The organism is Cupriavidus sp. SZY C1, from assembly GCF_032190535.1.
In the GTDB taxonomy this organism is placed as follows: Bacteria; Pseudomonadota; Gammaproteobacteria; order Burkholderiales; family Burkholderiaceae; genus Cupriavidus; species Cupriavidus pauculus_C.
In genome coordinates this window covers 239,615-253,414 of the sequence record NZ_JAUANU010000007.1, presented here as the reverse complement: position 1 = coordinate 253,414, position 13,800 = coordinate 239,615, and the positions used below count along the sequence as shown (strand labels likewise).

The window sequence follows — 13,800 nt, the reverse complement described above, 5'->3', positions numbered from 1 at the left end:
AACCATGAAGATCCCTTCCGCGGAATTCGTCGCCCCCAAGGACGACAACACGCGCCTGCAGAACCTGTGCGGGCCGCTCGATGAAAACCTGCGCCAGATCGAACAGGCGCTCGACGTGACGATCCAGCGCCGCGGCCATCGCATGACCGTGCGCGGCGAGCGCGCGCAGGACGCCGCGCTGGCGCTGGAGCGGTTCTACAACAATGCCCGGGTCGCGCTGTCGGTGGACGACGTGCAGCTCGGCCTGGTGGAATCGCGCCAGGTGTCGGCCCATGGCGCCTACCTGCCCGGCAACGGCGACGCGGGCCCGGAGAGCCCCGAGGACGATTCCCCGGTGCTGCACACGCGGCGCACGGGCCTGCAGGGCCGCACGGCCACGCAGCGCGAATACCTGCGCGCGATCCTGTCGCACGACCTGACGCTCGGCATCGGCCCGGCCGGTACGGGCAAGACCTACCTGGCCGTGGCCTGCGCCGTGGACGCGCTGGAGCGCGACGTGGTCAAGCGGATCGTGCTGACCCGCCCGGCCGTGGAGGCGGGCGAGCGGCTGGGCTTCCTGCCCGGCGATCTGGCGCAGAAGGTGGACCCGTACCTGCGCCCGCTCTACGACGCGCTCTACGACCTGCTCGGCTTTGACCGCACGCAGAAGATGTTCGAGCGCCAGATGATCGAGATCGCCCCGCTGGCCTACATGCGCGGCCGCACGCTGAACCACGCGTTCATCATCCTGGACGAGGCCCAGAACACCACGCCGGAGCAGATGAAGATGTTCCTTACGCGGATCGGCTTCGGCTCCAAGGCCGTGATCACCGGCGACACGACGCAGATCGACCTGCCGCGCGGCCAGAAGAGCGGCCTGGTGGAATCGCAGCACGTGCTGCGCGACGTGCGCGGCGTGGCCTTTACCCGATTCACCAGCGTCGACGTGGTGCGCCATCCGCTGGTGGCGCGCATCGTCGAGGCCTACGACGAATATCACGCCCAGCACAAGGACGCCTGAACTTGACCAAGAAGTCTCCCGCCACCCGCCCCTCCGACGCCATGCGCGTCGTCCTGTTCGACGCCGACGGCCGCGCCCGCAAGGCGTCGGCCCATGCACTGCGCCTGCAGCTTGCCGACGGCCGCAGCCTGACGCTGGACCTGTCGCAGGCCCACGACGGCGTGGTCGCGCTGCTGGCCGAGCACACCGACCCGCGCCAGCAGGCCGGCCTGCTGGTCCGGCCCGACAACGCCGACGCGCTGTCGGTGGCCGTCACCGCCACGCCGCTGGTCACCACCACCGGCACGCCCGCCATGCCGCCCGAGGTGGAACTGGACATCCAGTTCGGCGACGGCACGCGCCAGCGCGCCGGCGTACCCGGCCGCAAGCCGATCGAAAAGTGGGTGAAATCGGCGCTCTACGCCGACGCCGCGCTGACCGTCCGCTTCGTCGACGAGGAAGAAGGCCGCGCGCTGAACCGCACCTATCGCGGCAAGGACTACGCCACCAACGTGCTGACCTTCGCCTACGCGGAAACCGACGACGATCCGGTCACCGGCGACATCGTGCTGTGCTGCCCCGTCGTCGAGGCCGAGGCCCGCCAGCAGAAGAAGCCGCTGCAGGCCCACTATGCCCACCTGATCGTCCACGGCGTGCTCCACGCCCAGGGCTACGAGCACGAGGACGACGCCGAAGCCGAGGAAATGGAAGCCATCGAGACCGAGACGCTGCAGGCGCTGGGTTTCGACAACCCGTACGAACCGGTCCGGGAAATCTGAGGCAGGGCGGCGGTCTGGGGCCGAGGCGTCAGCCCTTGACCGCCTGGCGAGTTTCCTGAGAGCCGTCAGGTCCGCCGGTCGCACGGGCGGGCAAAGCGCCGCCCCCGCCACCCGTCATCCCCCCGTCACGGGGCTGCAAGCCTTTTAGTGTATGCTTCAGACGATCTCCACCACGCGCTCGCCGCGACATGAACGACCCCTATCCCAGTTCGAAGGCTGCCCACTTCAAGCAGCCGGATCGGCCCCGATCCCTTCTCGAACGCCTTTCGGATTTCATCTCTCCCGAGCCGGACACCCGCGCCGAACTTCTCGAAGTGCTGCAGGACGCGCATGAGCGCAACCTGATCGATGCCGATTCGCTCTCGATGATCGAGGGCGTGTTCCAGGTGTCGGAGCTGACCGCGCGCGACATCATGGTGCCCCGGGCCCAGATGGACGCGGTCAACATCGCCGATGCGCCAGAAACGTTCATCCCGTTCATGCAACAGACCGCGCACTCGCGGTTTCCGGTGTACGAGGGCAACCGCGACAACATCATCGGCATCCTGCTGGCCAAGGACCTGCTGCGCTACTACACCGACGCGGAGTTCGACCTGCGCGAGACGCTGCGGCCGGCCGTGTTCATCCCCGAGTCGAAGCGGCTGAACATCCTGCTGCGTGAATTCCGGATCAATCGCAACCATATTGCGATCGTCGTGGACGAGTACGGCGGCGTGGCCGGGCTGGTGACGATCGAGGACGTGCTGGAGCAGATCGTTGGCGACATCGAGGACGAGTTCGACCTCGACGAGGACCAGGACATGATCCTGCCGACCAGCGACGGCGCCTGGCGCGTGCGCGGGCTGACCGAGATCGAGCATTTCAACGAGGCATTCGGCACGGCGTTCTCGAACGAGGACGTCGATACCGTGGGCGGCCTGCTGACCAACCACGTGGGCCACGTGCCGCATCGTGGCGAAATCATCACATTGCCGCCGATCCGGTTCGAGGTGCTGCGGGCCGACGCGCGGCAGGTACACCTGCTGCAGGTGCGGCGCGAGGCCCCGGCGGAGACCGACGGCGTGGCCGACGCATGAAGCGCGCCGGCGCGCCCGACGCCGTGGGTACCCATCGCGCCGATCCGACGATCGGCAACCCTGCTTCCCCTTCTTCCATGCCTGCCGGCGCCCGGCCCGCCGTGGCCCGCGGCGCGCTGTCGCGCCTGCTGCTGGCCGCCGTGCTGGGCGTGGCGCATACCCAGGCGTTCGCCCCGCATGACTGGTGGTGGCTGCAGATCCTGTCGCTGGCCGGGCTGGTGGCGCTGGTTGCCGATGCACCGCGCCCCCGCGCGGCGGCGGCGACGGCCTACGCGTTCGGCATGGGCTGGTTCCTGTCCGGCATCTGGTGGCTCTACATCAGCATGCATGTCTACGGCGAGATGCCGGCATGGATGGCCGCGCTGGCCGTGGTGCTGTTCGCCGGCTATCTGTCGATCTGGCCCGCGCTGGCGGCCGGCACCTGGCACTGGCTGACCCGGCGCGGCCGCGATGGCGTGCTGGCGGCGCTGGCGTTTGGCGCGGCGTGGGCGCTCTCGGAATGGCTGCGCGGCGTCGTGTTCACGGGCTTCCCGTGGCTCGGCAGCGGCTATCCGCACACCGATGGCCCGCTGGCGGGCTTCGCGCCGGTGATCGGCGTCTATGGCATCGCGTTCCTGGCCGCTTCGGCGGCGGCCCTGCTGGTGGCGGCCGTCCGGGCAGCGCTGCGGCGGTCGGCACCCGGCGCGACGCGCACGGTGGCGTGGGCGGCCGGGCTGGGCGTCGTGACGCTCGGCGGCGGCCTGGCGCTGTCGCGCGTGGCTTATACGACACCCATCGGCCAACCGATCAGCGTCCGGCTGCTGCAGGGCAATGTGGCGCAGGACATCAAGTTCGAGCCGGTCGGCATCCAGCGCTCGCTGGAGCTGTACCGCGACATGATCACCGCCGCGCCGGCCGACCTCGTGGTCACGCCGGAAACCGCGTTCCCGGTGATCCTGCAGGACCTGCCGCTGGACATCGCCAAGGCGGTCCGCACCTATATGGAGCAGACCGGCACGACCGTGGTGTTTGGCGCGGCCGGCGCCGATTCGCCGGTGGATTTCACCAACAGTGTGTTCGCCATCGGCCCCGAGCAGCACGAGCTGTACCGCTACAACAAGCACCATCTGGTGCCGTTCGGCGAGTTCATCCCGTTCGGATTCCGCTGGTTCGTGGACATGATGAAGATGCCGCTCGGCGACTTCCGGCGCGGCACGCTGGACCAGCCCGCCGTGCCGGTGCGCGGCATCCACGTGGCGCCCAACATCTGCTACGAGGATCTGTTCGGCGAGGAAATCGCCACCACGCTGCGGCAACAGGCCACGCCGGCCAACCTGCTGGCGAACGTGACCAACCTGGCCTGGTTCGGCGACACGATCGCGCTGGACCAGCACCTGCAGATCTCGCGCATGCGCGCGCTGGAAATGCGCAGGCCGATGCTGCGGGCGACCAATACGGGCATGACGGCCGTGGTGCGGCCGGACGGCAGGGTCCAGGCGAGGTTGCCGACGTTCGAAGCGGGCACGCTTGCGGCCGACGTGCAGGGCATGCAGGGCCTGACGCCGTATATCCGCTGGGGCAACGTGCCGGCGCTGGCCGGCAGCGTGCTGGTGCTGCTGCTGGCGCTGCGGGCGCAGCGCCGGCGCGGGGCCTAGCCGACCAGCGAGGTAGCCATCGACACGGCGGCGGCGGCCGCCATCACGGCGATGGCGACGAGGTAAGGTTTGCGAGAAAGCAGCGACATGACCAATCCCCTTGAAGTTGTTGTTTCGAGCCCGTCCCGCCTGGCCCGCTGAAGCGTTGCGGGGCAGCCGGTCCGGCCTGGCAGTCATCTGGTTTGTATTGCGGTGACTGCGTGCGACCACTGTATACAAAAACGGTATCGGCAACTATCAGACGGTTCTGAATCCCCTGTCAGGATTTACCCGACCCGTTGCGCCCGCCCTACATGGCCGTCCCATGCACGATCCGTGCCGTCCGGCCTGCTTTTCCTGCCCCGGCCCAGCGGAACGGGGGCAAAAACCCGATAGAATCCAAGGTTTGGCAAACTCCGCGCGAGACGGTTCGCGCACTTGCCCGCCGGCTTTCCTTTTCGTATTCCTATGCTGACCTTCCAACAAATGATTCTCACCCTGCAGGCCTACTGGGACCGGCAGGGTTGCGCGTTGCTGCAACCGATCGATCTGGAGGTCGGCGCCGGCACGTCGCACGTGCACACGTTCCTGCGCGCGATCGGCCCCGAGCCGTGGCGCGCCGCCTACGTGCAGCCGTCGCGCCGCCCCAAGGACGGCCGTTATGGCGAGAATCCGAACCGGCTGCAGCACTACTACCAGTACCAGGTGGTGCTCAAGCCCGCGCCCGAGAACATCCTGGAGCTCTACCTGGGCTCGCTGGAGGCGCTGGGCCTGGACCTGAAGCAGAACGACATCCGCTTTGTCGAGGACGACTGGGAAAACCCCACGCTCGGCGCCTGGGGCCTGGGCTGGGAAGTCTGGCTCAACGGCATGGAAGTGACCCAGTTCACCTACTTCCAGCAGGTGGGCGGCATCGACTGCAAGCCGATCACGGGCGAGATCACCTACGGCATCGAGCGCCTGGCGATGTACCTGCAGAAGGTGGAAAACGTCTACGACCTGGTCTGGACCGAGTGGGAAGAGAACGGCGTCACGCGCCGCCTGACCTACGGCGACGTCTACCATCAGAACGAGGTGGAACAGTCCACCTACAACTTCGAGCACAGCAACACCGACATCCTGTTCCGCCACTTCGCCGAGCATGAGAGCGAGGCCCGGCGGCTGATGGGCGATACCGGCGAGAAGAACGACGACGGCACGCCGAAGACCACCGACACCCGCCTGGCGCTGCCGGCCTACGAGCAGGTGCTCAAGGCCGCCCACACGTTCAACCTGCTGGACGCGCGCGGCGCGATCTCGGTGACCGAGCGGGCCGCCTACATCGGCCGCATCCGCAACCTGTCGCGCGCCGTGGCGCAGGCGTATTTCGACTCGCGCCAGGCGCTGGGCTTCCCGATGTGCAACAACGGGGCCCGCGCATGACGGCCCGCGTGCGCGGCGCCCTGGCGCTGGCCGCGTTCGCCCTGCCGGTGGCGCTGTCGCCCACCGGCGCCGTTGCCGCCGCCCGCGCCGTCCCCGCGCCCTCCCCGCAGGCCCTGTACCTGCCGGCGGAGCTGGCCAACATCTGCGAGGCCGACGCCCAGGCGCTGCAGCAGGCCATCACGCGGCACTGGCGGCCGTCGCTGACGTCGATCGACCAGTGGACGCAGCTCGTGCGCTCGTTCTCGTGCGACCTCTCGGGCTCGCGCGACCTCGGCTGGCACCGCGTGCCGCTGCGCGCCTACGAGAGCGCCATCCGCTACCCGCTGCAGTGGGTGGAATGGCAAGAGCGCGCCGGCCGCTCGCGCCGCACCGTGCGCACCTACTACTCGGCCACCCAGCTCCCGGCGAAGATCGACTTCTGGGTGGGCGGGCGCATCGACGAGATCCGCTACGACCGCCGCTCGCACCGCATCGACGCGCGCTTTCCGGCGGCCGGCGCGCGCGGCGCGTCCGGCGTGGCCGCGCAATGCGCCTACACCACGCTGCAATTCCGCCAGCAGAACGGCCTGTGGCTGCTGTCTGGCGTGGAACCCAATCTCGCGCCGCGCTGCTGACGCGCGCGCCCATACCTGTTGGATAGATTCATGTCGCAACCCATGACCGATTCGCTGCTGATCGAACTGTTCACCGAAGAACTGCCGCCGAAGGCGCTGGCCCGCCTGGGCGACGCCTTCGCCCAGGGCCTGTTCGACGGCCTCGGCGCGCGGGACCTGCTCGAAGCCGGCGCCGCCGTGACGCCGTTTGCCACGCCGCGCCGCCTGGCCGCGCTGGTGACCGGCGTGCGCCGCACCGCGCCGGACCGCGAGCAGCGCGAAAAGGTGCTGCCGTTGACCGTGGCGCTGGACGCCAATGGCGCCCCCACCGCCCCGCTGGGCAAGAAGCTGGCCGCGCTGGCCAAGTCCGTCGGCGTGGCCGAGATCGACTGGCAGACGCTGGAGCGCGCATCCGACGGCAAGGCCGAGGCGTTCTTCTATCGCTATACCGCCAAGGGCGCGGTGCTGGCCGACGGCCTGCAGGCCGCGCTGGACGACACGCTGGGCAAGCTGCCCATCCCGAAGGTGATGAGCTACCAGCGCCCGGACGGCGAGACCGTGCATTTCGTGCGCCCGGCGCACAGCCTGATCGCGCTGTACGGGGCCGAAGTGGTGCCGGTGTCGGTGCTGGGCCTGCCGGCCGGTAACGTGACGCAGGGCCACCGCTTCCTGTCGCAGGGCACGATCGAGATTCCGCACGCTGCCGAGTACGCCGGCCTGCTGGAATCGCGCGGCCGCGTGGTGGCCGGCTATGCCGACCGCCGCGAGCGCATCCGCACCGCGCTGCTCAAGGAAGCGGGCGCCGACCAGGTGGTGATGCCCGATGCGCTGCTCGACGAGGTCAACTCGCTGGTCGAATGGCCCGTGGTCTACCCGTGCCACTTCGAGCAGGCGTTCCTGGCCGTGCCGCAGGAGTGCCTGATCCTGACGATGCAGACCAACCAGAAGTACTTTGCGCTGACCGACGCCGCCGGGCACCTGCGCAACCGCTTCCTGATCGTGTCGAACCTGGCCACGGACACGCCGGAGTCGATCATCTCGGGCAACGAGCGCGTGGTGCGCCCGCGCCTGGCCGACGCCAAGTTCTTCTTCGACCAGGACCGCAAGAAGTCGCTGGCGTCCCGCGTGCCGCAGCTGGCCAACGTGGTCTACCACAACAAGATCGGCAGCCAGCTCGACCGCGTGCAGCGGCTGCAGCAGATTGCCGGCCACGTGGCCGACGCCATGAACGCCGCCGGGGCCAGCGTCGACAAGGCCGCCGCCATGCGCGGCGCCGAGCTGGCGAAGGCCGACCTGCTGACCGACATGGTTGGCGAGTTTCCCGAGCTGCAGGGCACGATGGGCACCTACTACGCCCGCCACGACGACGAGGCCGAGGACGTGGCGCTGGCGTGCTCCGAACACTACCGCCCGCGCTTTGCCGGCGACGCGCTGCCCGCGGGCAACGTCAGCACGGCCGTGGCGCTGGCCGACAAGCTCGAAACGCTGGTGGGCATCTGGGGCATCGGCCTGCAGCCGACCGGCGAGAAGGACCCCTTCGCGCTGCGCCGCCACGCGCTGGGCATCCTGCGCATGCTGATCGAAAAGCCGCTGGCGGTGCCGCTGGACACGCTGCTGGCGCTGACCGAGCAGGCGTTCGCGGGCATCGCCGCCGTCAAGCCGGCGCGCGAGGCGATTGCCGACTTCCTCTATGACCGCGTGCGCGGCTACCTGAAGGACAAGGGCTACACCACGAACGAGGTGGAAGCCGTGGTCAGCCTGCGCCCGCAGTCGCTGCACGACGTGCTGGCCCGCATGGAGGCCGTGCGCACGTTTGCCGCGCTGCCCGAGGCCGAGGCGCTGGCCGCCGCCAACAAGCGCATCACGAACATCCTGAAGAAGACCGACGAGGCGATCGGCTCCGTCGACACGGCGCTGTTCCAGGAGCCCGCCGAGGGCGCGCTGCACGCCGCCATCGAGCGCGTGCGCCCGGGCGTGGAAGCCGCGTTCGCCGGCGGCGATTTCACGGCCGCGCTGCGCGACCTGGCGCAACTGCGCGACGCCGTCGACCGCTTCTTCAACGACGTGATGGTGATGGCCGACGACGCGAAGCTGCGCGCCAACCGCCTGGCGCTGCTGGCCACGCTGCACGGCCTGGCCAACCGCGTGGCGGACATTTCCAAGCTGGCGGCGTAAGCCGCGGCCGGCACGCATCGGAGAGCAGCCATGCCACAGTCCCTGCCCAAGTTCGTGATCCTGGACCGCGACGGCGTGGTCAACCTGGACAGCGACCAGTTCATCAAGACGCCCGACGAATGGGTGCCGATCGCCGGCAGCCTGGAAGCCATCGCCATGCTGAACCAGGCCGGCTACCGCGTGGTGATCGCCAGCAACCAGTCCGGCATCGGGCGGGGGCTGTTCGAGATGAGCGCGCTGAACGCGATGCACGAGAAGATGTACAAGGCGCTGGCCAACCTTGGCGGCCGGGTGGAGGCGGTGTTCTTCTGCCCGCACACGGCGGCCGACAACTGCGACTGCCGCAAGCCGAAGTCCGGCCTGTACGAGCAGATTGGCGAGCGCTTTGGCATCGAACTGCGCCACGTGCCGACCGTCGGCGATTCGCTGCGCGACCTGGAAGCCGGCGTGGCCGTGGGCTGCGTGCCGCACCTGGTGCGCACCGGCAAGGGCCTGCGCACGCTGGAAAAGGGCGGCCTGCCGGCCGGCACCCGCGTGCACGACGACCTGGCGGCGTTTGCCTGCTGGCTGATCGCCGAAGGCACGCACAAGACCGTGGCGCACGCATCGCCCGCCCCCTGACATCACGACCCATCGTCGCCCCCCGATGACCTTTATCCGCTCCCTGCTGTTCGCGCTGTACCTGATCGTCCTGACGCCGCCCTACGCGTGCGCCTGCTTCATCGTCTTCCCGTTCATGAACGCGGAAAACCGCTTCCGCTTCGTGCGCGGCTGGCCGCGCCTGGTGATCGGCGCCGCGCGGCTGATCTGCGGCATCGACTACCGCATCGAGGGCATGGACAAGATGCTGGCGATGCTGGACAAGCCCGTGGTGCTGCTGTCCAAGCACCAGTCGGCCTGGGAAACGGTGGCCTACGTGGCGCTGATGCCCAAGCCGCTGTGCTTCGTGTTCAAGCGCGAGCTGCTGTTCGTGCCGTTCTTCGGCTGGGCGCTGGGCATGCTCAAGATGGTTCACATCAACCGCAAGGACGGCTCGCGCGCGTTTGCGTCGGCCGCCCGGCAGGGCCGCGAGCGGCTCAACGAGGGCGCCTGGATCATCATGTTCCCGGAGGGCACCCGCACGCCGTCCGGCATGGAGCATCCGCGCTACAAGAGCGGCGGCGCCCGGCTGGCCGTGGAAACCGGCGCGTGGGTGTTCCCGATGGCGGTCAATTCGGGCCGCCACTGGCCGCGCAACACATTCCTGAAGCATCCGGGCACCGTGACGATTTCGATCGGCGACGCGATCCCGTCGGCCAACAAGACGGCCGACCAGTTGAACCAGGAGGTGCAGGCCTGGATCGAGACCGAGATGCGCCGCATCGACCCGGAAAGCTACCGCCGCGCCGGGAGCCAGGCCACCGCATGAAGCTGCTGCGACCCACCGCCGACCCCGGCGCCCAGCTGGAACTGCCGCTGGCCGATGCCACGCCGCCAGCGGCCGCCGTGCCCCCGGTACCGGTGGATGGCCTGGCGCCCGCGCCCGACGCGGCCCCGCCGGCCGAGCCGTGGCCGCCCGCGCTGCCCAACGGCCGCCGGCTCCAGGTGGGGGAACGCACGCTGCACTATTCGCTCAAGCGCTCGTCGCGGCGGACCATCGGCTTCACCGTAGATGACCGCGGCCTGTCGATCACGGCGCCGCGCTGGGTGACGCAGGCCGACGTCGAGGCCGCCATCTTCGAGAAACAGCGCTGGATCTTCACCAAGCTAGGCGAATGGCGCCACCGCGAGACGCGGCGCGTGCTGCCGACCGTGCAGTGGCGCGACGGCGCCGAGCTGCCGTTCCTGGGCCAGCCGCTGACGCTGCGGCTGGAATCGCCGGCCGGCGTGCTGATGTTCGACGCGGACACCCGCGTGCTGCATCTGGCCCTGCCCGCCCACGCCGACGAGCAGCAGGTCAAGGACCGCGTGCAGGGCTGGTTGCAGAACCAGGCGCGCCGGCTGCTGGCGCAGCGGCTGGACATCTACGCCGACAAGCTCGGCGTGCGCCATACCGGCTTTGCGCTGACGTCCGCCGCCACGCGGTGGGGTAGCTGCACCGCCGACGGCAAGATCCGGCTGAACTGGCGGCTCATGCATTTTCCGCTGTCGATGATCGACTACGTGGCCGCGCACGAGCTGGCCCACCTCAAGGAGATGAACCACGGCCCGCGCTTCTGGGAAACCGTGGCATCGATCTTCCCCGAGTTCCGCGACGCCCGCGCCCAACTGCGCGCGCACCCGCCCGAACTGCTGCCGACGTTCTGAGGCGGGGCGCCCTGCCCCGCCCACCCCTTCCACCCTCACCACGCATACCGCGCGCCCAGCCGCAGCGCGTACTGCCGGTAGCCCTGGCTGCCCCACTGCCCGCCCACGTTGCCCCAGCTGGTCCAGCCGCGCCCCATCCGGGCGGCCAGGCCGAGCTTGACCTCGTAGCGGTCGCGCGGGAACAGCTGCCCGAGCACCGTGTCGCTGAACCCGATCGACGTACTCGCGCGGTCGTGCCACCAGTTCAGCGTGGCATACGGCTGCAGCCGGCCGCCATCGTCGCGCTCCAGCGTGCGGAAGACCCGCATGCCAAGCCGCGTCACCACGCCCTTGGTATCGCCGCCCGTCACCTGCGTGCCGCCCGGTTCGTTCACGCTGACGCCGCGATGGCGCACCCACACCGCCTGGGCCTGGGGCTCCACGCGCCATGGCGTGGCGCCCAGCGGCAGCGCCCAGCCCGCTTCGACCGACGCATTCCACGCCTGGCTGCGGTAGTCCACCTTCGGCAGCTGGTCGCCCCGGACGTTGCTGTCGAACCACGCGTACTGGAACCACGTGTCGACGTACGGGCCCAGGTCCGTCGTCGCCTGGCCGAACCACGTGGCATAGAGGCCCACGCCGTAGCCGTTCACCTCGCCCTTGGCCCGCGCGCTGTTGCCGGCGGCAAGGCCGTCGGTCTGCACGTGTCCGTAGCCCAGCATGGCGCCCAGGTGCAGGCGGTCCGCCGCGCCGAACAACGACCCGCGCGCGATGTCGCCGCCGCCCTGCAGCACGACGGTATCGGCCCGCGCGCTGTAGTCGTGGCCGCGGCTGCCGCTCTCGCCGGTCTTGCCGGCCAGCCTGAGCCAGGCGGCCGGCGCGCCCGAGAACTGCAACTGCCCCATGCGGTCGTGCAGGCTGTGCTGGAACAACGTGGCGGCGGCGTGTTCGTTGGCGATGTAGGCCGGCACTTCGGGCCGGTAGAGCGGCCGTGGCGGATCGGGCGGCGCGGGGGGCGAAGGCGGGATCGGCGGGACGGGGGGATCGGGTGGCGTGGGCGGGTCCGGCATCTGCTGCGAGCGCAGGTACCAGTTGCCGTCGTCGGGCTGCCGCACGCCGCCACGATAGAGCCGGTATTCGTAGGGGCCGGCCACCGCGCGCCCGGCCAGCGCGAACGTGCCGGCCGGCGCGCTGCCGCCGCCGGTCACTTCCACGACGCGGATGCCTTCGCTGGTCAGCGCCCCGGCGCCGCCGGCGTTGACCACGCGCAGCGCCGTGGCGCCGCTGGCCGTGCCGCCATTCACCACCAGCCGGTTCGCGGGCGAGCCGTCGCCGCCCAGCGCGGCCGACAGCACCAGCGTGCCGCCGCTGCCGGCGTAGTCGCGCACGGTCAGCGTCGGGAAGATGCCGTCGACCGGCGGGGTGAACGCCACGGTGCTGTCGACGTTGTCCAGCCGGGTCAGCCGCGAGTGGCCGGTCACCCACCAGGTGGAGCGGTCGCGCAGCGTGACATTCGACGTGGTGGGCAGCACCCCCTCGATGCCATCGATCAGGATGGCCGTGCCACGTAGCGTGGACCGGCTGGCCGTCACGTCGGCGCGCGTCTCGAACTGCCGGTCGCCCTCGACATCCAGCCAGATCTGCGCGCCCGAGACCGTGGCGTCCGTCAGCGTGATCACGCCATTGCCGCCGCTGACCGTGAGGGCCGGGCCCAGCAGCGTGCTCAGCCGCGTGTTGGACAGCGTGACGGTCTGCGTGGTGGGCGCGTTGATGCCCAGCGCCACCACGCCGACGCCATAGAGCCCAGTGGCTTCGATCGCGCCGTTGGACAGCGTGAACGTGCTGCCGTCGCGCACGCGGATGCCGTAGGCGTAGAGGCCGCTCACGGTGACCGTGGTGCCGTCGGCGTCGACGCGGCTGCCCGGGCCGAGCACCGAGATGCCGTCGGCCACCGCCGCGGCCGCCGCCACGCTGCCGCCCACCAGCCGCGCGCTGGCGCCGTCCAGCACTTCCACCGCGCTTGCAATCCGGCCCAGCGACTGCACGGTGGTGTTCTCCGTGGTCACGCTGGCCCCGACGCCCGAGGCAAACAGCCCGTACGAGCGATCGTTCTCGGACAACACGTCGACGTTGCGCAGATGGATGTTGCCGGGCGACAGCACCGCCACGCCCGGCGCTTCGCGGCCCGTGGTGCGGATGCTCGCCCGGCCCGCCTGTCCATCGACCAGGACCGAGCCGAGCGTGCCGGTCTGGACCACGCCCGGCGCGGCCAGCCCCGTGGTGGTGATGGCGCTGGCGCCGAGCAGTTCGACGCGCCCGGACGAGACGGCGATGCCGGCCGCGTCCTGGCCCTGCGTCGCCAGCACCGAATCGCGCAACTGCACAAGGCCGCCGTCGGTGGCCAGCGCCGCGTGGGCGCTGGCGCCGGTGGTGGTGATGGCGGCCTGGCCCGACACCACGGCGCCCGTGCCCGCCGCATGCACGCCGCGCGCATCGGCGCCCGACAAGCTCAGCGTGCTGCCGGGCGCGTCGAGGCGGATGGCGCCGCCCGCGCTGGCATACGCCCCCGTCGCGCCGTCGCCCCCGGCGCGCAGCGTCACCGGGGCCGTGGTCGTGATGCTGCCGTTGTTGACCGCCTGGAATACCAGCGCGTTGGCCGTGGCGCCGGTGTCGAACGTTCCGCCGGCGACGGTGCCGTCGCAGCCATCCGCGACATACGACGTGGCGCCGGACGCGGGGGGCGGACAAGCCGCCGCGTGCGCTTCGCCGGCGGCGCAGACTGCGAGCATGCAGATTCGCGCCTTGAAGGCGCTGCGTCGGAAACATCGCGTCATACAGTGTCTCTCCTGTCAGGGAAAGTCGCTGCCGCGATCTTCGGCGCTGCCGCGCCGTCAAGAC

Annotated in this window: 11 protein-coding genes; 10 read left to right on the top strand and 1 reads right to left on the bottom strand. The window is 70.2% G+C overall.

All coding sequences use genetic code 11. From position 1 onward, the window contains the following. The first annotated feature begins 4 nt into the window (after positions 1-4). The 10 genes from QTN24_RS13820 to QTN24_RS13775 all read left to right on the top strand — a co-directional run bounded on the left by QTN24_RS13820 (position 5) and on the right by QTN24_RS13775 (position 10,923). Positions 5-1,000, top strand: coding sequence for a PhoH family protein (locus tag QTN24_RS13820; protein WP_124682393.1), 996 nt, complete (start codon positions 5-7; stop codon positions 998-1,000). A gap of 2 nt (positions 1,001-1,002) precedes the next feature. Continuing rightward, positions 1,003-1,758 carry an rRNA maturation RNase YbeY gene (gene ybeY / locus QTN24_RS13815; protein ID WP_313837734.1) on the top strand — a complete coding sequence of 252 codons (756 nt, stop codon included), beginning with the start codon at positions 1,003-1,005 and terminating at the stop codon, positions 1,756-1,758. Between the two features lie 188 nt (positions 1,759-1,946). Then, a complete protein-coding gene (locus QTN24_RS13810; protein ID WP_124682395.1) occupies positions 1,947-2,834 on the top strand; it encodes an HlyC/CorC family transporter in 888 nt (295 codons plus the stop codon). Further along, positions 2,831-4,468, top strand: a complete 1,638-nt coding sequence (gene lnt, locus QTN24_RS13805; RefSeq protein WP_409559023.1) for an apolipoprotein N-acyltransferase — start codon at positions 2,831-2,833, stop codon at positions 4,466-4,468. Before QTN24_RS13810 ends, lnt begins: the two co-directional genes overlap by 4 nt. 447 nt (positions 4,469-4,915) lie before the next feature. Beyond that, positions 4,916-5,869: a glycine--tRNA ligase subunit alpha gene (gene glyQ / locus QTN24_RS13800; RefSeq protein ID WP_124682397.1), complete on the top strand. Its 954-nt coding sequence runs from the start codon at positions 4,916-4,918 to the stop codon at positions 5,867-5,869. Then, entirely contained in the window at positions 5,866-6,483 is a 618-nt protein-coding gene (locus tag QTN24_RS13795; protein WP_313837733.1) for a hypothetical protein, read from the top strand. Before glyQ ends, QTN24_RS13795 begins: the two co-directional genes overlap by 4 nt. A 30-nt stretch (positions 6,484-6,513) precedes the next feature. Then, a complete protein-coding gene (gene glyS / locus QTN24_RS13790) occupies positions 6,514-8,637 on the top strand; it encodes a glycine--tRNA ligase subunit beta (protein WP_313837732.1) in 2,124 nt (707 codons plus the stop codon). A 30-nt stretch (positions 8,638-8,667) separates the two neighbouring features. Then, entirely contained in the window at positions 8,668-9,258 is a 591-nt protein-coding gene (gene gmhB, locus QTN24_RS13785; protein ID WP_313837731.1) for a D-glycero-beta-D-manno-heptose 1,7-bisphosphate 7-phosphatase, read from the top strand. Between the two features lie 25 nt (positions 9,259-9,283). After that, the gene (locus tag QTN24_RS13780; RefSeq protein WP_124682401.1) at positions 9,284-10,045 is read left to right on the top strand and encodes a lysophospholipid acyltransferase family protein; all 762 of its coding nucleotides are present in this window, start codon (positions 9,284-9,286) and stop codon (positions 10,043-10,045) included. Further along, the gene (locus QTN24_RS13775) at positions 10,042-10,923 is read left to right on the top strand and encodes a SprT family zinc-dependent metalloprotease (RefSeq protein ID WP_313837730.1); all 882 of its coding nucleotides are present in this window, start codon (positions 10,042-10,044) and stop codon (positions 10,921-10,923) included. The genes QTN24_RS13780 and QTN24_RS13775 overlap by 4 nt, the downstream gene beginning before the upstream one ends. Before the next feature lie 35 nt (positions 10,924-10,958). Here QTN24_RS13775 and QTN24_RS13770 read toward each other — a convergent pair whose 3' ends face one another. Continuing rightward, a complete protein-coding gene (locus tag QTN24_RS13770) occupies positions 10,959-13,691 on the bottom strand; it encodes an autotransporter outer membrane beta-barrel domain-containing protein (RefSeq protein ID WP_313837729.1) in 2,733 nt (910 codons plus the stop codon). Positions 13,692-13,800: the final 109 nt, after the last annotated feature.